Genomic DNA, 17180 nt, shown 5'->3' with positions numbered 1-17180 from the left:
CCTCAAATATCAGTCTGCGGAAAATGTCAGATGCACCTTGCAGGCGGCGGAGCGGTCTCCGGCCTGTTCGAATGCTGCTTTCGCCTCGCCAAGCGGGAAGCTGTGGGAAATGATCGGCCGTACATCGATTTTGCGGGAGGAGATCAGCCCCGCCGCGACAGCGAATTCCTCATGAAAGCGTTGCGAGCCGCGCCAGAGGATTTCTTTGCCCACCAGCGCATTGAGCGGGATGGTGATGTCACCGGTGACGCCGACCTGCACGATGGCACCGCGCGGGCGCACGCAGGCAAACGCGGTGCGGAGCGCGGGGCCAGCAGCGGAGCAATCGAAAATGACGTCGAAATAACCCTTGTTGTCCTGATAGGGCAAAAGCGCCTCGGCGTCTTTTGCGACATTGATCGTGCGGTCGGCGCCCATGGCGGGAGCGCGTTCCAGCGCCGCGTCGGTGAGGTCGGTGGCGACAATGGTGGCCGCACCGGCATGGCGGGCGGCGGCGATGGTCAACAGACCGATGGGGCCTGCGCCCGTCACGAGTATGTTTGCACCTTTCAGGTCGCCGGCCTGGGCCACGGCATGCAGGCAGACCGCGAGCGGCTCGGTGCAGGCGGCTTCTGCCGGTGAGGTCTCGTCTGAAAATGTCGCGCATTGTTTTGCCGGAACCACCAGCCAGTCGCGGAACATGCCCTGTTCATGCGGCAGGCGCATGGCGCTGCCCATGAAGCGCATCTCAAGGCAATGGATCGGCTGGCCCTTCAGGCAGAAATGGCAATGGCCGCAGGGCTGCGAGGGATTGACGGCAACGAGCTGGCCGATGGCAAGCCCGCTGACGCCGTCTCCCAGCGCCCGCACATGACCGGACGCCTCATGCCCGCAGATGATGGGCTCGCGCACCCGGACCGGGCCGAAGCCGCCATCCTGATAATAGTGGAGATCGGAACCGCAGATGCCGCCCGCCGCCATAGCAAGCAGCACTTCGCCCGGTCCCGGTGCGGGAAAGTCCTGCGTTTCGACGCGAATGTCCTTCTGGCCGTACAGGCGTGCCACGCGTGTCTGCATGACGAAATCCTTTCGAATGCATGTCGTGTCGAAGAAACTGCGCGGCGCGGACCGCGCAGTTTCAGTCCGCTCAGCGGATGAGGCCGAGCTGGGTCGGCAGCCAGAGCGTGACCGACGGAATAAAGGTAATCAGCGCGAGCGCCACCAAAAGCGGGATCATCCACGGCAGGATGGCGAGCGTGGTGCGCTCCACCGACATTTTCGAAATGCGCGACAGCACGAACAACACCATGCCGACCGGCGGGGTCAGAAGACCGATCATCAGGTTCAGCGTCACGATCAGGCCGAGATGGACGGGGTCGATGCCGTAACGGGCGGCGACCGGCATCAGGATCGGCACCAGAATACTGATGGCGGCAATGGTGTCTAGAAAGGCACCGACCACCAGGAGCAGGATGTTGACGATGATGAGAAAGGTCCACCAATTATCGGTCATCGCGAACATGAAGTCCGAGAACATCTGGGCCGCCTGACTGACGGTCAGCAGCCACGCGAAGATCGACGCCGCCGTGACGATGAAGAGAACCGACGCCGTGGTCTCAATCGTATCGAAGCTTGCCTTGGCCAATGTCCTGAAGGTCATGGTGCGGTAGCGCACCAGCCCAAGGAAGAGAGACCAGAGAACCGCGGCGACCGCCGCTTCGGTTGGCGTGAACCAGCCCATCGTCATCCCGCCGATCAACAATACCGGCGTCATCAGCGCCATCACGGCGGAGAAATCGTAATACCAGTCGAGCGCGACGAGCACGGCGAGCCCGATAAGGACCGCTATATTGATCGACAGTCCGGCAAGGATCATCAGATAGACAGCGACCGGGAAGCTTAAGACGATCACCACTTCCATGGAGGCGGAAAGAAGCTGCTTCAGTTCGAAGGGCGTGTCGGAGCCCCAGCCTTTGCGTTTGGCAAAAATATAGACTGTCAGCATCATCAGCGCGGTCATGACCACGCCGGGAATGACGCCGGCCATGAACAGCGCGCCAATCGAGGCATTGGCCATCATGCCGTAGATGACAAAGGGCAGGGACGGCGGGAAGATCGGGCCAAGCGTCGCCGAGGCGGCGGTGACGCCGACAGCCGCATCGACCGGATAGCCATGATCCTTCATCGCCTTGATCTCGATTGTGCCGATGCCGGCGGCATCGGCGAGCGCGGTGCCCGACATGCCGGAAAAAACCACCGAGCCGATGATATTGACCTGCGCCAGGCCGCCCTTCATCCAGCCGACGAGCGCCAGCGCGAAGCGATAAATGCGGCTCGTCACCCCGGCGATGTTCATCAGATTGCCGGCGAGGATGAAGAAGGGAACGGCGATGAGCGGAAAACTTTCAACGCCGGCAATCATGCGCTGGGCTGCGATAATATCGGGGGCAACACCATAAAGCACAAGATAAAGCAGCGAGCTGACGGCCATCGACACGGCGACGGGCGTACCGATAATGAGAAGCAGAAGAAATGAACCGATAAGCAGGAGCATGGCCTAGATTCCCTGTGTGCTGACGGCTTCCTGAGCCTTTTCCCGCACGGTTTTTTTGCCGGTGATGTCTTTGACGAAATTGTGCAGGGCACGCAGGAACATCAGCGCAAAAGCGGCGAAAACGGTATAAAAGACGATACCGCGCGGCAGATCGACGGTGACCATGCGCTCATCGCCGACGATTTCCAGATAACGCCACATCAGCCAGGTGATATAGGCGAAAAAACCAATGGCGACGAGATCGACAATAAGCTCCAGAATCCGCCCGACGCGTTTCGGCACGAAGCGGTAGATCAGGTCGACGTGGATATGGCGAAACATGCGCACGCACATGACCGAGCCGAGGAAGACGACAACAACGAGGCAATTGGCGGCAATCTCCTCTGTCCAAGCGAAACTGTCGTTCAACACGTAACGGGTGAAGAATTGCAGAAAGACGCAAAGGCCCATGCCCCAGAAGACGGCAAGCGTTATCCAGTCTTCCACCGCATAGGGTGAAAGATCGACAGGGCTGTTTTCTTCCTCGAAGGCATGCGCCATTTCTTCCACGCTGACGGGCGCGTGCTGCTGGTCAGTCATTGGCAGGAACTCCAGTTCAAGGGTCTCGGTCGGCGATATCCCGACGCCGGAAATGGCGCCGGGATAGGCTCAAACATCACTTGATGGCGCGGATGGCTTCCCAGTCGGCCTTTTCGTAACCGAAATCTTCAAGCTTCACCTTTTCGACCACGTTTTTCTCGAAGTCAGCCTTGTCGACGTCCGCGACGGTGATGCCTTTCGATTTGAACTCATCAACGAGCGCCTTTTCACGGGCTTCGATTGTCTTCGTCGTGCGGGCCGCGGCTTCCTGCATCACTTCGGTGAAGATTTTTTTATCCTCATCCGAGAGGCTCGCCCAGCGTGTCTTGGAAACCAGCGTGTTGAGATGGTCAACGATATGACCGGTCAGAACGATGTTCTTCTGCACCTCGTAGAACTTCTTCGCCTCGATTGTCGTCAGCGGGTTTTCCTGAGCCTCGACGGTGCCGTTCTGAAGCGCCAGATAAACTTCCGCAAAGGCGATCGGCGTCGTATTGGCGCCGCAGGCGCGCGGCATGGCCAGATAGGCAGGCACATCGGGAACGCGCATTTTCAGCCCTGCCATGTCGGCGCATTTTTCAATCGGCCGGTTGGAGGTTGTATGACGCGTGCCATAATAGCTGACGGCGACGATGTGGTTGCCGGTCTTGTCCTCGTAACCTTTCGCGAGCTTCTTGAAGACATCGCTCTTGGTATAGGCGATCAGATGGCTCGGATCGCGGAAGATATAGGGGAAATAGGTGACGCCGATCGGCTTGTAGTCACGCGCCGCGAAGCTCGATCCGGAAATGATGATATCGACGGTGCCGAGTTTCAGGCCCTGGTTGATATCTGCTTCCTTGCCAAGCTGCGAGGCCGGAAACACATCGATCTTGTAGCGGCCGTCCGTGCGTTTGGCGATCTCTTCCGCAGCCCAGACCGAATCCGTGTGGAACGGCTCGGAGGTTTCGTAGACATGTGCCCATTTGAGCGCGGTCTGCGCCTGCGCCGCGAGCGCGGAAAGCAGGATGGCGGCTGTTGCACCCATCAAAGTCGACAATCTGATTTTCATTCTTAACTCCTCCCGAATTAAAGCCAGATTTCTCATTTTTCCCGTCGCCGGTTGCGGCGGCGGTCATTCTTCTCCGATCGTTTCCTCCCCGAAACTTTCGGAAAATCTCTTTTGCGACAGCATCAGATGCTGCCGCATCGCCTCACGCGCGCCTTCCGGGTCGTTGGCGGCAATAGCGTCGCGGATTGCGCGGTGTTCCTGAACGGCAAGGTTCCATGTATGCGGCCCCTCGAAATAGCTGGCGAGCTTTTCGAAAAAGGGTGACAGGCTGCGCTCGTCATAAATCAGGCCGGTAAAGCGATTGAGTGCCGAATTGCCGATGATATCGGCGATGGCGGTGTGGAAGGCCCTGTCGAAATTGAGTGCCTGTGGCGAGCTGTCGAGCGCGCCGGCCATGCGTTCGATGATATCATCGAGCTTGGCGATGCATTCCGGCTTGGCAAGCCTTGCCGCTTCCTCCGCAATTGCGCTTTCGATGATGCAGCGCGCCTGCAGGATTTCGAATGGCCCATGCGCATCCGGCACCGGTGGCTTTTCCTTGGCCTGCTTGCCGGCTGCGCTGACATAAACGCCCGAACCCATGCGGATATGGATATGGCCTTCCACTTCCAGAACGATAAGCGCTTCGCGGACCGTCGGCCGCGATACGCCGAAGCGTTCGGCAAGATCCCGTTCCGCCGGCAGGCGCTGGCCTTCGGTCAGTTCCCCGCTTTCGATGAGCAAACGAATTTGTTCCGCGACCAACCGGTAAAGGCGGCGCGGCTCAAGAGCCACAAACATGATATCCTCCCAGCGCGAAGGTCTCCCCCCATTCGCGCAAGCGGTAAGATGGTCTTACCAATTTCATTAGGGCGCATTTATGCCGGGCTGTCAATTAGCCGCTTTGCAAAAGTCTGCTGTTATATGGAAATGGCTTTTTCAGGCTTTATTGCTCGTCAGCCTCAGGTTGCGGTTCTCCCCGATGACCGCGCTCACCTCGCCATATCCGCCAATGGAAAGATGAGAGGTTTCCATCGGGTGGGAGTGGGTGACGTTAATCACCACGACCGCAGCCCCCATTCGTTCTCCAGCCTCAATGCCTGCGGGTGCGTCCTCGAAGACAACGCACATTTCCGGGGCGACACCCAACCTGTCAGCGGCCTTGCGGTAACCTTCAGGATCGGGCTTGCCGTTGACCACATCGTCCGCACAGATCATGACGGCCGGAGGGGTGATGCCGGCGGCGGCAAGCCGGCGTTCAGCCAATTCGCGCACAGCCGAGGTGACGATGGCCCATTTACTTGCCGGCAAGGTCGCAAGAAATTCTGCCGCACCCGGTATCTGGATGATGCCATCCACATCGTCCATTTCGGCACGTAATATCATGTCGGCTTCTGCGTCGATATCAAGGCCGGGAACCGCCTCGCGACGGATGACCTCGGAGGCGCGCATGCCGTGAATGCGCTGAAGAAAGGCGTCTGGCTCGATGCCATTCGCGACGGCCCATTCCCGCCAGACGCGCTCGACGACGGCGATCGAATTGACGAGCGTTCCATCCATGTCGAACAGGAAGGCCCCAAAGTCTTGCGAAAATATACGGTTCTGCTGGGGGACTTTGCTGTGCATCTCATTCTTCCGTTGAAACTGTCGGGGCAGCCCGTGTCTATCTTATATGGAGACTTAACGGAATCGATTTTCCGAAGGAGTGGTCGATGAAGGCGTAAGGGAAGGTAGGCGACGTTGTATCAGAATCGGGCAACCATGATTCCGCTAAAACACGCGGCGGGCGCGGGCTCGGTCCAGAACACGCCCGACATGACCCCAAGTCAGCCCCCTGCAAGGATGGCATGTCATCATGAGCGTTCATAGGGTTCAGAATGTTGTGTAATCAAAGGGGTGGCACGGTTTTTGAAAGTTCCTTTAAAAGAAATTCACAAGGGAATTTTCTTAACGCTTTCGTCCATTTAGGGGTGGCGTTAACCATTTGTTAACCATATTCGAGGTACCTAATTGTCAATGATTTGTTTACCAAGATGACCAAAGTGCTAACAGACCAGCGTTCGATCCGTATCAAAGGCCGCTCCTTCCTCGCAGTCGTGCTGTCTCCCGAATCTCCGGTCGATCAATGGCTGGAAAGGCTGGATGATCTTGCCGCCCGTTCGGCGGGCTTCTTCCTCTCGCGTCCGGTGGTCCTGGATGTGTCGGAACTGTCGCTCGACAAGGCGGGGCTGAAGGAGTTGCTGGCGGCGCTGACGGAGCGCAATGTCGGCATCATGGGTATTGAGGGCGTTCGCCCCTCGATGATCGAGCCGGGTATGCCGCCGTCGCTGAAGGGCGGAAAGCCCGCTTCCGATGTCGAGGTTGAGCCGGTCGCCATCGCCGCCGAACTGCCGGAGGAAAAGCCGCGCGCTGCCGGTGAGGTCAGGGCCGTGGTGCAGTCGCTGGTCATCAACGAGCCGGTTCGCTCCGGCCAGTCGATCATGTTTCCCGAGGGCGACGTGACGGTCATCGGCTCGGTCGCCTCGGGGGCGGAAATCATCGCTGGCGGCTCGGTGCATATTTACGGCGCCCTGCGCGGTCGCGCCATGGCCGGTTCGCTTGGAAATGTCTCGGCGCGCATCTTTTGCCGCAAGCTCGAAGCGGAGCTTCTGGCCATCGACGGGGTCTACAAGGTTGCCGAAGACATTGACGACAAGCTACGCGGCCAGCCCGTTCAACTCTGGCTTGAAAACGATACGATCAAGGCCGCAAAGCTCGGCTGATAATATAGAAACGAACAGGAACAGGAGAGCCATATGGGGAAGGTAGTCGTTGTAACTTCCGGCAAGGGCGGGGTCGGCAAGACGACCTCGACCGCAGCGCTTGGCGCCGCACTGGCGCAGAATAAAGAGAAGGTCGTGGTCGTCGATTTCGATGTCGGCCTGCGCAACCTCGATCTCGTCATGGGTGCTGAACGCCGGGTGGTTTACGATCTCGTCAACGTCATCCAGGGCGATGCCAAGCTGACGCAGGCGCTGATCCGCGACAAGCGCCTCGAGACGCTTTTCCTGCTGCCCGCCTCGCAGACCCGCGACAAGGACAATTTGACGCCGGAAGGTGTCGAGTGGGTCATCAACGAGCTGAAGAAACATTTCGACTGGGTGATCTGCGACAGCCCGGCCGGTATCGAACGCGGCGCGACGCTGGCCATGCGCCATGCGGATGTGGCCGTCGTCGTCACCAATCCGGAAGTCTCCTCGGTGCGTGACAGCGACCGCATCATCGGCCTGCTTGATTCCAAGACGCTGAAGGCCGAGCGCGGCGAGCGCATGGAGAAACACCTGCTTCTGACGCGTTACGATGCTTCCCGCGCCGAGCGCGGCGACATGCTGAAGGTCGATGACGTTCTGGAAATCCTTTCCATTCCGCTGCTCGGCATCATTCCCGAAAGCACGGATGTGCTGCGGGCCTCGAACGTCGGTGCGCCCGTCACGCTGGCGGACGCCCGCTGCGCGCCGGCTATGGCCTATTTCGACGCCGCTCGTCGTCTGTCCGGCGAGGATATTCCGGTGGTCATCCCGGGTGAGAAGCGTGGCATCTTCTCCAAGATCTTCGCAAGGAGGGCTGCATGAGCATCTTCAGTCTCTTCCGCAAACAGAAGTCGGCACCGCTTGCGCGCGAGCGTCTGCAGGTGCTGCTCGCCCACGAAAGGGCGTCATCGGGCTCCGATCTCGTCGCCATTCTCAGGGAAGAAATTCTCGCCGTCATCGCCAAACATGTGCAGATCGACAATGACCGGGTGCATGTGAAGATGGATCGCGACGAGCATGTCTCCATTCTGGAGATCGATGTCGAAATCCCGCTCGGCGCTGACCTGCGCGCTGCCTGAAGACATTTTACCAAAGACGGATGCCGCCCGCCTCCGGGCGGCTTTTTATTCCGCTGTCGTGTCGACGGGGTTGCGAAAGGCTTCCTCCAGGTCATCTGGCAGCGGGCGTTTCAGGTTTATCCCGTTCGGCGGGATCGGCGTGTTGAACCATTTGTCGTAGATTTTTTCGATTTCGCCGCTGGCATAGATTTCGCCGAGCGCCTCGTTGACGGCGTCGCGGAAGCCGGTATCGCCGTGGCGGAGCATCAGGCCATAGGGCTGCGGCGGGGCGAGATATTCGTCCGAGATGACGTAGTCTTCGGGCTTGCCGGTTTCGGCAACGAAGGATCGCAGAAGTATATCATCCATGACGAAGGCTGAGGCGCGGTTTTCCGTCACCATGTCGAAACTGCCTTCCGTGCTGTCATTTTGCAAAACCGCGACGTTCAGTCCCAATTTGCGATTGAGCACGTTGAGTTGGGTGATGTTGATGGTTCCCGTCGTCACCACCACCGTTCGCCCGGCGAGATCGGCGACAGTGTTCAGGCCGCTCGATTTCAGCGCCACATAACGGGTGCCGGTGATGAAGTGGCTATAGGAGAACCACACGGCCTTGCGCCTTTCTTCCGTATTCGTGCTCGCTACGCATTCCATGTCCATCGTGCCGTCATTGAGAAGCATGATGCGGTTGCTGGGTGTGCGTTTGACGAACTCGACCTTCAGTTCAGGCAGGCCGAGCTTTTTCTTGATGGAATCCGCCACCCTCAGGCACAGTTCTATGCTATAACCGATAGGCTCCGTCCCGGCGCCGAGATAGGAGAAAGGGATGTTGCGATCGGCATAACCGAGCTTGATCGTGCCGGTTCTGGCGATGGTTTCAAGTGTCGGCGGTTGGGCGTCCTCGCTCACCGCCTGAACGGGAAGAAGACTTGAAAAAACCAGCATAAGCCATAATGTCGATCTCTGCATCGCGCATCTCCAGCCAAAATAATCCGTCAAAACATTTTCATGAAAATCGATACGGGTTGGCGCCTTGGGCGCTCAGTCCTGGTATTCGCTCGGATGTTCGTACGCCTGTTTCAGAGAGGCGGCCATCGGCAGGTTCAGGTTCATGCCGTTTGGGGGAATGGGCTTGGTGAACCACTTTTCATAAAGGCCATGAATGACCGGCCCGGTGAAAATGTGCCGAAGGCTTTCATTGACCGCCGCCTTGAAATCCGGGTCGTTGCGGCGGAAAACCAGGCCATAAGGTTCGGGTGCGCTCAGCGTTTCCTCGGAAAGCGCATAGAGGTCCGGATTCTCTGACGTTGCCGCCAGCGCCGCAAGCAATATGCCATCCATGACAAAGGCGGAAGCCTTGCCGGAAACCACGAGTTCGAAGGCCTCCTCATTGGTTTTCGTCGGCATAACAGAGATATTGAGGTTCTTCGCCCGGTTCACGGCGTTGAGTTGCTCGATATTGACGGTGCCGGAGGAGGATGTGACGGACCGCCCGGCGAGATCGGCAAGGCTTTTCAGATTGTCCTGCTTGCGAGAGAGAAACTGCGTTGCGGTCATGAAGTTGGGATAGGAGAAATCCACGATCTTGCGGCGTTCGCTATTGTTGGTCGTGGCCGCGCATTCAATATCGATCTGCCCGCTGCGGACAAGGATGAAACGGGTCGCGGGTGTCGCCTTGACGTATTCGAGTTCGATCCTGTCGAGCTTCAGCTTCCTGCGAATATCTTCGCTGATCGCCCGACAAAGATCGGTCGAGAAGCCGGTGACCTCACCATTCGGCAATTGATAGGAAAAGGGCGGTTCGGCCTCGCGATAGCCGATGCGGATCTTTGCGGTTTTGGCAATTTGCTGAAGCGTATCGCCTCCGCCTGCTGCCTGAAGGGGCGTGATGGGAACAAGGCATGCGAGGAAAAGGCAAAATACTGAAAGACGCATTTCATGTCCTCTGGGCCGGGAGCTGGTTTCTCAAATGGCTTTTTGTGGTGGGCAATAGGTTTCCTGTGTCGGCCGACCGGGATCGCCGAATTCATCCTGCGCGATCGAAGCTATGACGGCGCGGTTCTTCAAAATACGGGCAAGCGGGGCGGGCGCGGCAAAATAATAGCCCTGCGCTTCGTCGCAGCCGGAAAGCTTAAGCGCTTCCACCTGCTCCCTGTTTTCAACGCCCTCGGCGGTAACCTTCAGGCCGATCTGTTCAGCCATGTCGATGACGGTGTTGACAATGGCGGAACACATGGGATTGGACGGCAGGCCGGAGACGAATTCCCGGTCGATCTTTATCTTGTCGAAGGCGACATGGGTCAGCGTGCTGAGCCCCGCATATCCGGTGCCAAAATCGTCGAGCGCGAGGCGCACGCCCCTTTCCTTCAGCAGTTTCAGGATCCGCGTGCTGTTGTCGCGCTCCAGCATGACCGTTTCCGTGACTTCCAGTTCAAGCCGTTCCGCCGGTAAGCCGGATGTTTCAAGCGCCCGGTCCACTATCGGGACGATGTCGTCATTGCTGAGCTGAACGGCGGAAAGATTGACAGCCAGCCTGATATCCTTTGGCCATGTCATGGCATCCATGCAGGCTTGTCCCAGAACCCATTCACCCAACGGCTTGATGAAGTTGTTTTCTTCGGCAAGCGCAATGAAGCGGTCCGGTGCGATGAGGCCAAGCTTGCTATGCCGCCACCGGGCCAGCGCTTCATAGGCAACGATGCGACCGCTCTGCAGATTGACGACCGGCTGGTAATGCAGCTCGAATTCCTGGTTTTCGAGCGCCGATTTCATGTCTATTTCCAGCGCATGCTTGTGCTGCGCCGCCATGTCCATGCCGGGCTCGTAAAAGACGAAATAGCCGCAGCCCATGGATTTCGCCCGGTAAAGGCCGAGATCTGCATGTTGCAGAAGCTGCGTGGCGGATGTGCCGTGGCCCGGAGCGCAGGCAATGCCGATGCTGGTGTCGATGCTGATATCGCTGCCTTCCAGACTGAAGCTGCGCGAGACGGCATGCACTACCCGCGCGGCCAGCATCGCGGCATCGCTCTCGCAGTCGGCATTTGCCGATTGGATGATCGCGAATTCGTCGCCGCCGAGACGGCTTACCATGTCGTTTTCACCAAGCACGGCGGAAATCCGCGAGGCCACCGCCACCAGCAGGGAATCGCCGGCGGCGTGGCCCAGCGTGTCATTGACGGCCTTGAAGCGGTCCAGATCGAGCAGCATGACATTGAACGGCTGGCCTGACGCGGCAAGCTGTTCGAGACGGTTTTCCAGCGTCTTCATCAGCAGGACGCGATTGGGCAGCCCGGTCAGCGCATCGTGATGGGCCATATGCTCCAGCTGCTGCGCCATATCGCGAATCTGCCGCAGGCGTCCGCGTTCCAGAACCGCCTCGCGCAACGTTTCAATGGCGGTAGCCATGTCGCCGATTTCGTCCCGCCGCTCCTGAAATGGCGTGGCGACATCCGTTTCCTCGCGGGCGATCCGAAGCGTCGCCTGCACCAGCGCCGGGACCGGTTTTAGGAAATGCCGGGCGATGACGGTCACAAGTGCGCCGGTGACGGTCAAAACCACGATCAGGGCGGCGAGCGAATTATAGATCAGCTTGCGCTGCGCGCCATAAAGCGCGTCCGAGCCGCCAATGCTGACGGCGACCGCGCCGATGGGTTTCTTCGTTTCCGTGCTGATGATCGGCAGCAGGCCGATATAATGGCTGGATTCGCCGATGGTCGCAAAACCGGTGGAAAAACGCGCGGCGACCGCATCGCGGGAAAAGATGGGATCGGTCGCGAGCGGCTTTTCATCGTCGTCCGTGGCGTTGTCGAAGGCCGCCGCGATCTGCCGGAAGCCGGAATCCGCCTCGTCATAACGGAAAAGCCAGACGGCATTCTTGGTCTGTGCGCCGATAAGCGCGAGAACGTCGCTGGGGTTGAAGCCGGTGACGAGAATGGATTCGTCGTCGCCGATGGGTTTGTCGGTCAATATGCCGTTGACCTGCCCGTCGGCATCGGCGGTAACGCTGACATAGGTATAGATGCTGCGAAGCGTGGCGCTGGCGATCTGCGAATTGACGCGGGCCTGGTTGAGCCATTGCTCGCTGGCGGCGGCGACGAACATGTACCAGCCGACAAGCGCGCCGATGCTATAGGAAAAAATCACGCCGCCAAGGAATATGAGGGTTATCTTGCTGGCGAGCGAGCGCCGTCGCGAAAACCGGCCTGGTTCCGGCTGCGTTGGCGAGCGAAGCGTGTGGCCCGGTTCAACCTGTCTATCTGTCCCGCGATAGGCAGTCTCTTCCATTCGCGATAGTCCCCCGCGATGTCGCGTTATAATTGTTTTATGGAATTTTATAGGGCATGCATTTCAATGCTGTCTGCTAAATAATTCAACAAAGTTTAGATGCGATTAAGAATTAATCCCTCTTTTTATAGTCGTAGCTTATATAAGAGGTGTTGCTCTTGCACCTTAGGTTGAAAAAATCGGGGGATAGAGATGAGCCGTTAAGGATAAACTCCAAAATTCTGCGATCTCCGCCAAGTTTCCCGATCCGGTATGTCTGTCATCGATAGCGCAGCGATTGGCCTTGCCAACTGGCCGATAAACGGCATCTTGTGCGCAACATGCCGCTTTCAGGAAAGATATCATGGCTCATAAAGGCAAAAACATCGCGCAGCTTTCCGTTCTCCTCCAGAGCGGCCACCTCGATCCGCGTGCCCTGGTGGAAGAGACGCTGGATGCGATCGGCGGAAGGGACGATCAGGCCGTTTTTGTCGAGTTGACGGCAGCACGGGCGATGTCGGAGGCGGAAGACGCGGCAAAACGAATTGGTGAGGGTCGTTCTAGTGGTGTGCTCGATGGTATTCCGGTGGCCTGGAAGGACCTCTTTGACCTTGAAGGCATGGCGACCACGGCCGGCTCGACGGTGCTTGCGGACGATAAGCCTGCGTCTCGTGACGCGGATGTGGTGACGTCGCTAAAACAGGCGGGCATGATCTGCATCGGCCGCACCAATATGAGCGAGTTCGCGTTTTCCGGTCTCGGCATTAATCCGCATTACGGCACGCCGCGCAATCCTGCTTCCACGGATGGTCACCGTCTGCCGGGCGGCTCTTCGTCGGGTGCGGGCGTCGCCGTGGCTGCCGGCCTGGTGCCGGTGGCGATCGGCACTGATACCGGCGGATCGGTGCGTATTCCCGCCGCTTTCAACGGCGTGGTCGGTTACAAGGCGAGCCGCGGCCGTTATTCGATGCGCGGCGTTTATCCCTTGGCGAAAAGCCTCGATTCGCTCGGGCCGCTCGCGCACACCGTACAGGATGCCGTTTGGGTGGATGCCGCCATGCGCGGTAAGGCGGTTGCCGATCTCACACGCGCGCCTCTTTCCGGCCTGGCGCTGGTGGTGCCGGAAACGGTCTTTTTCGACGGCATTGAGGATGGCGTGGCTACCGCCTTCGAGCAGGCGGTGGAACGTCTTGTCCGCGCCGGTGCTTCGGTGCGGCGGCAGGCATTTCCCGTTTTTTCGGAGTTGTTCGATCTTATCAGGGAAAAGGGCGCGTTGGTGACGACGGAAGCCTTTGCCCTGCACAAGATACGGCTGGAATGTGCGGATGCGGCGCGCATGGACCCGCGCGTGGTTGCGCGAACGAAGCTCGGGGCGAATATTTCCATGCCTGATTATATCGCTATCATCGAGGCGCGCGAACGCATGACGGCGGCGTTTACCAACATGATCGACCGGCAGGAGCTGCTGGTATCGCCGACATTGCCGCACATCGCGGCCAAGGTTGCGCCGCTTCTCGATGATGACGATGCCTTTTTCGCCATGAATGCGAAAACTCTGCGCAACACCCAGATCGGTAATTTTTTCGATCTCTGCGGCGTTTCCATCCCCTGCGGAAAGGGCGATGCGGGCATGCCGGTCGGCCTGTTGCTTTCCGGTCTCCATGACACGGATGACCATGTGCTGGGCGCGGCGATGGCGGCGGAAGAGATTATTCGCGGCTGAGGAAAGGAAAAGGCGGCCTTGTTTGGCCGCCTCTCAACGTATGCTTCAACGCGCCGCCCAGTTGGCGCCGCGGCGGAACATGGTTTTCATCTGCGGCACGGAAAACTCCTTGGCCTGATGGCCGAGCGCGGAATAAAAGACGCGGCCCTTGCCGTATTTGCGTTTCCAGACCACCGGCATGACCACGCCGTCGATCCACCAGGCATGGTCGCCGGTGAACTTGGTTGTCGCCAGCACCTCGTTGGAGGGGTCGACATGCATGTAATATTGCTCCGACGTATAGGGGAAATCGGAAATCCCCTCCATCAGCGGGTCGTCGGGGCGGGTGATGTTGACGGTGTAGTCGATGATATTGCCGGGATGAGCGACCCATTGTCCGCCGATCATGAACTGATATTCCACGCATTCGCGAAAACTGTCGCCCGCACCGCCATGGAAACCGGCAATGCCGACGCCGTTTTCGACGGCGGTCGTCAGGTTCTTGATTTCTTCCTTCTCGATCTTCGACATGGTGACAATAGGTACAACAAGGCTCAGATCATGCACCGAAGGATCTGCAAAAGCCTCCGTTGAGTGCTCCACATAGACCTTGAAGCCATCCTCTTCCAGAATGTCCTTGACGATGGTGGCGCATTCCTGCGGTTCGTGGCCGCTCCAGCCGCCCCAGACGATGAGTGCTTCGCGCATTTATTTCCTCCTCGGGATTATTTGCCGAGCTGGCCGTCGACCAGCGATGTTTCGAGCGGGGCAGGGCGCTCCGCCTTGGTGGTGATGGAAACGGTGGTGCCGGTGTCCGATGCCGTCTGGAAGGCTTCCATCACCTCCAGCACATGCAGGGCAAGATCGCCATTGGCGCGGTGCGGGCGGTTCTCGCGGATGGCATGGGCCATGTCCGCCACGCCGATGGACCGGTAATTGCCGTCGGCATAGGGGGACGACAGCGCCTGCGGCTCGAACTCGCCGCCCTTTTTCAGCAATTGCACCTCGCCGCCGAAATGGTTGGGATCGGGCACGATCAGCGTGCCTTCCGTGCCGTAGAGTTCCAGCGGTACATGTTTGTGGCCGGCTACATCGAAGCTCATGCCGACCTGAACCACAGCGCCATTTTCGAAAGCGAGCACGCCGGAGACATGGGTGGCGACATGAACGGGAATTTTTTCGCCATTCTTCGGCTCGCTGGTGATGAGGCGCTCATTGCGTGGCGCAATGGCAAAGCCTGCCACCTTGGCGACCGGGCCGAAGAGGTTGACGAGATCGGTGATGTAATAGGGTCCCATATCCAGCATTGGCCCGCCGCCAACCTCGTAATAGAAGGCGGGGTTCGGGTGCCAGCGTTCATGGCCGGGGCACATGAAAGTGGCCGTTCCGCCGACTGGCTGACCAAGTACGCCATCGTCGATCAGCCGGCGTGCCGTCTGGTGGCCGCCACCGAGGAACGTATCGGGAGCCGAACCAATTCGCAGGCCCTTTGCTTTTGCCGCATCCGCAAGGCGCTTGCCTTCGGTGAAATTGATGCCCAGCGGTTTTTCGGAATAGGCGTGTTTGCCGGCGTCCAGCGCCCGCAGACCCACTTCCACATGTGCCTTGGGGATCGTCAGGTTGACGATGATTTCCACCGAGGGGTCAGAAAGAAGCGCGTCTACGCTTGTTGCCGGAAGGCCAAATTCTGCAGCGCGGGTTTTCGCCACCTCCTCGTTCATATCCGCGAGACCGCGAATGTCGAGAATGGGAAACGACGCCATGGCCTTGAGATAGGCGCTGGAAATATTGCCGCAGCCTATGATGCCGATGCCGACCTTGTTCATATGATTCCTCCCGTAAATTAGAAATGCCTGGGCCTGTGCTCAAAATAGCGGGTTAGAGCGCCGGTCCCGTGGTGTTCCATGGCGATTCGTAAAGCTCGTAGAGCGCAACGGCCGCAGCGCCCTGCGCCCATAATTCGTCGCTCGCAACGTCGAAAACCAGCTCCGCGACACCGGCAAGCGAGGGCGGCACGGCGGCGTTGTAGCTGTCGCGAATGCTGGCGATGAAGGGTTCGCCGAGTTCGAGGCTGGAGCCGGTGATGATGACACGCGGCGGCGCAAACAGCGTGACGATATTGGCAAGCGTCAGGCCGAGCGCTGCGCCGGCGCGCGAAGCGGCCGCGATGAGGTCGTTGTCTTCCGCCGCAATCAATGCATGGGCATGCTGCATGCCGCGACCGAGCCGGATCGCCTCGGCAAAGCGCCCATCCGCCGGGCGGGAGCCTAAAATGGCGTTCTCGCCTGCCTGGCTCGCGAGCCGTACCGTGCCTTCAGTGGCAAGACCGATGACGAGGTCGCCGAGATTGTGGCTGAGGCCACCGGCACCGCGAAACAGCTGGTTTTGATGCAGCACGCCAAGCCCAAGCGTCTGTTCGAGCGAAATCAGCACCATGTCTTCGAGATCACGCGCGTGGCCGAACCAGTGATGGGCGAGCGTAATGGCGTGGGCATCGCTTTCGATGATGGTCGGCGAATTCAGCCGCGCCGTCATTTCCTCGGCGAAATTGACGTTCACCTCCCGCAGGATCGGGCTACTGCGGATTTTGCCGGTGCGATGTTCGATGACGCCGGGCAGGCCAAGACAGACCATGTCCACATCTTCGAGTGAAAGACCCGCATCGACCACACAGCGCCGTACTCCGTCTTCAACGAGATCGGCGATAACGCCGATCGGCTGGCGATCGACACGGATTGGAAGAGCGAGGGTGGAAAGGACATTGCCGCAAAAATCGGTGACGACGAAAACCATACGGTTGGCGGCTATCTTTGCCCCCACGACGCGAGCGGCATCCGGGTTCAGCTCCAGCATCACGCGCGGTCTTCCGCGTCCACCTTCCGTCCTGATGTCGCCGAGATGGCGGGTGAGAATCAGCCCATCATCCAGAAGAGAAGCGGTGATGGCGGAAACGGTCGTCGTGGAAAGCTGGGTGCGTTCGCTGATCTCCACCCTGGAAATCGGTCCATGCCGGCGGATGCTGTCGAGCACGCTCAGCCTGTTGATCGCGCGCATCAATTCTGGGTCTGCGGTCTTCATGGGGTCCTGCTGCGATCAATGCCGTTGCCTCCCGATTTATATCGGAATACGGATTAAATAACGGGGTGAGGGTGGGGTGTGTCAAGCGCCAAGCGCAAAAAATCGGCATTGTGCCTTGACAATGAGCGAACCCTGATATGAATTAATC

The 17180-nt window shown here is 58.9% G+C and carries 16 protein-coding genes; 4 read left to right on the top strand and 12 right to left on the bottom strand.

Annotation, left to right across the window (positions count from 1 at the left end; genetic code table 11):
* Positions 1 to 9 precede the first annotated feature (9 nt).
* The 6 genes from AGR1_RS16745 to AGR1_RS16720 form a co-directional block, all read right to left on the bottom strand.
* Positions 10 to 1056 carry an L-idonate 5-dehydrogenase gene (locus tag AGR1_RS16745; protein ID WP_149147615.1) on the bottom strand — a complete coding sequence of 349 codons (1047 nt, stop codon included), beginning with the start codon at positions 1054 to 1056 and terminating at the stop codon, positions 10 to 12.
* A 70-nt stretch (positions 1057 to 1126) separates the two neighbouring features.
* Positions 1127 to 2533 (bottom strand): TRAP transporter large permease, encoded by a 1407-nt coding sequence (locus tag AGR1_RS16740; protein WP_080796026.1) that lies wholly within the window; start codon positions 2531 to 2533, stop codon positions 1127 to 1129.
* A gap of 3 nt (positions 2534 to 2536) precedes the next feature.
* Positions 2537 to 3112, bottom strand: a complete 576-nt coding sequence (locus tag AGR1_RS16735) for a TRAP transporter small permease (protein ID WP_149147614.1) — start codon at positions 3110 to 3112, stop codon at positions 2537 to 2539.
* Positions 3113 to 3188: 76 nt separating this feature from the next.
* Complete coding sequence (locus tag AGR1_RS16730; RefSeq protein ID WP_077984292.1) at positions 3189 to 4163, bottom strand: sialic acid TRAP transporter substrate-binding protein SiaP; 975 nt, start codon at positions 4161 to 4163, stop codon at positions 3189 to 3191.
* Positions 4164 to 4226: 63 nt separating this feature from the next.
* Entirely contained in the window at positions 4227 to 4943 is a 717-nt protein-coding gene (locus tag AGR1_RS16725; protein ID WP_142911868.1) for a FadR/GntR family transcriptional regulator, read from the bottom strand.
* Between the two features lie 138 nt (positions 4944 to 5081).
* Complete coding sequence (locus AGR1_RS16720) at positions 5082 to 5768, bottom strand: HAD family hydrolase (RefSeq protein WP_077984290.1); 687 nt, start codon at positions 5766 to 5768, stop codon at positions 5082 to 5084.
* 407 nt (positions 5769 to 6175) lie between these two features.
* Between AGR1_RS16720 and minC the strand changes: the two genes are divergently transcribed.
* From minC to minE, 3 genes are read left to right on the top strand one after another with little or no spacing between them, the layout of a single operon-like run.
* Entirely contained in the window at positions 6176 to 6904 is a 729-nt protein-coding gene (gene minC, locus AGR1_RS16715; protein WP_162520324.1) for a septum site-determining protein MinC, read from the top strand.
* A gap of 33 nt (positions 6905 to 6937) precedes the next feature.
* On the top strand, positions 6938 to 7753 hold the full coding sequence (gene minD / locus AGR1_RS16710) for a septum site-determining protein MinD (RefSeq protein WP_003506498.1): 816 nt from the start codon (positions 6938 to 6940) through the stop codon (positions 7751 to 7753).
* The gene (gene minE, locus AGR1_RS16705) at positions 7750 to 8010 is read left to right on the top strand and encodes a cell division topological specificity factor MinE (protein ID WP_077984289.1); all 261 of its coding nucleotides are present in this window, start codon (positions 7750 to 7752) and stop codon (positions 8008 to 8010) included. The genes minD and minE overlap by 4 nt, the downstream gene beginning before the upstream one ends.
* A 45-nt stretch (positions 8011 to 8055) precedes the next feature.
* On the opposite strand, the gene AGR1_RS16700 is transcribed toward minE, so the two are convergent.
* The 3 genes from AGR1_RS16700 to AGR1_RS16690 form a co-directional block, all read right to left on the bottom strand.
* Positions 8056 to 8958, bottom strand: coding sequence for an amino acid ABC transporter substrate-binding protein (locus AGR1_RS16700; RefSeq protein ID WP_149147613.1), 903 nt, complete (start codon positions 8956 to 8958; stop codon positions 8056 to 8058).
* Positions 8959 to 9030: 72 nt separating this feature from the next.
* Complete coding sequence (locus tag AGR1_RS16695) at positions 9031 to 9924, bottom strand: amino acid ABC transporter substrate-binding protein (protein ID WP_137411674.1); 894 nt, start codon at positions 9922 to 9924, stop codon at positions 9031 to 9033.
* A gap of 30 nt (positions 9925 to 9954) precedes the next feature.
* On the bottom strand, positions 9955 to 12273 hold the full coding sequence (locus tag AGR1_RS16690) for an EAL domain-containing protein (protein ID WP_149147612.1): 2319 nt from the start codon (positions 12271 to 12273) through the stop codon (positions 9955 to 9957).
* Positions 12274 to 12616: 343 nt separating this feature from the next.
* Between AGR1_RS16690 and AGR1_RS16685 the strand changes: the two genes are divergently transcribed.
* A complete protein-coding gene (locus AGR1_RS16685; protein WP_149147611.1) occupies positions 12617 to 13975 on the top strand; it encodes an amidase in 1359 nt (452 codons plus the stop codon).
* Between the two features lie 45 nt (positions 13976 to 14020).
* Here AGR1_RS16685 and AGR1_RS16680 read toward each other — a convergent pair whose 3' ends face one another.
* From AGR1_RS16680 to AGR1_RS16670, 3 genes are read right to left on the bottom strand one after another with little or no spacing between them, the layout of a single operon-like run.
* On the bottom strand, positions 14021 to 14662 hold the full coding sequence (locus AGR1_RS16680; protein ID WP_137411677.1) for a ThuA domain-containing protein: 642 nt from the start codon (positions 14660 to 14662) through the stop codon (positions 14021 to 14023).
* Positions 14663 to 14679: 17 nt separating this feature from the next.
* Positions 14680 to 15780 (bottom strand): Gfo/Idh/MocA family oxidoreductase, encoded by a 1101-nt coding sequence (locus AGR1_RS16675; protein ID WP_142911863.1) that lies wholly within the window; start codon positions 15778 to 15780, stop codon positions 14680 to 14682.
* A gap of 52 nt (positions 15781 to 15832) precedes the next feature.
* Positions 15833 to 17032: an ROK family transcriptional regulator gene (locus tag AGR1_RS16670; protein WP_137411679.1), complete on the bottom strand. Its 1200-nt coding sequence runs from the start codon at positions 17030 to 17032 to the stop codon at positions 15833 to 15835.
* Positions 17033 to 17180 lie beyond the last annotated feature (148 nt).

This window comes from Agrobacterium sp. B1(2019) (assembly GCF_008274755.1).
Lineage (GTDB): Bacteria > Pseudomonadota > Alphaproteobacteria > Rhizobiales > Rhizobiaceae > Agrobacterium > Agrobacterium salinitolerans.
Note: the sequence above shows the minus strand (reverse complement) of the source record. Positions and strands in the feature narration are given on the sequence as shown.

Coding starts and splice junctions, on each gene's coding strand:
- AGR1_RS16745 (WP_149147615.1), bottom strand. CDS start 1,056: ATGCAGACACGCGTGGCACGCCTGTACGGCCAGAAGGACATTCGCGTC.
- AGR1_RS16740 (WP_080796026.1), bottom strand. CDS start 2,533: ATGCTCCTGCTTATCGGTTCATTTCTTCTGCTTCTCATTATCGGTACG.
- AGR1_RS16735 (WP_149147614.1), bottom strand. CDS start 3,112: ATGACTGACCAGCAGCACGCGCCCGTCAGCGTGGAAGAAATGGCGCAT.
- AGR1_RS16730 (WP_077984292.1), bottom strand. CDS start 4,163: ATGAAAATCAGATTGTCGACTTTGATGGGTGCAACAGCCGCCATCCTG.
- AGR1_RS16725 (WP_142911868.1), bottom strand. CDS start 4,943: ATGTTTGTGGCTCTTGAGCCGCGCCGCCTTTACCGGTTGGTCGCGGAA.
- AGR1_RS16720 (WP_077984290.1), bottom strand. CDS start 5,768: ATGCACAGCAAAGTCCCCCAGCAGAACCGTATATTTTCGCAAGACTTT.
- minC (WP_162520324.1), top strand. CDS start 6,176: ATGACCAAAGTGCTAACAGACCAGCGTTCGATCCGTATCAAAGGCCGC.
- minD (WP_003506498.1), top strand. CDS start 6,938: ATGGGGAAGGTAGTCGTTGTAACTTCCGGCAAGGGCGGGGTCGGCAAG.
- minE (WP_077984289.1), top strand. CDS start 7,750: ATGAGCATCTTCAGTCTCTTCCGCAAACAGAAGTCGGCACCGCTTGCG.
- AGR1_RS16700 (WP_149147613.1), bottom strand. CDS start 8,958: ATGCAGAGATCGACATTATGGCTTATGCTGGTTTTTTCAAGTCTTCTT.
- AGR1_RS16695 (WP_137411674.1), bottom strand. CDS start 9,924: ATGCGTCTTTCAGTATTTTGCCTTTTCCTCGCATGCCTTGTTCCCATC.
- AGR1_RS16690 (WP_149147612.1), bottom strand. CDS start 12,273: ATGGAAGAGACTGCCTATCGCGGGACAGATAGACAGGTTGAACCGGGC.
- AGR1_RS16685 (WP_149147611.1), top strand. CDS start 12,617: ATGGCTCATAAAGGCAAAAACATCGCGCAGCTTTCCGTTCTCCTCCAG.
- AGR1_RS16680 (WP_137411677.1), bottom strand. CDS start 14,662: ATGCGCGAAGCACTCATCGTCTGGGGCGGCTGGAGCGGCCACGAACCG.
- AGR1_RS16675 (WP_142911863.1), bottom strand. CDS start 15,780: ATGAACAAGGTCGGCATCGGCATCATAGGCTGCGGCAATATTTCCAGC.
- AGR1_RS16670 (WP_137411679.1), bottom strand. CDS start 17,032: ATGAAGACCGCAGACCCAGAATTGATGCGCGCGATCAACAGGCTGAGC.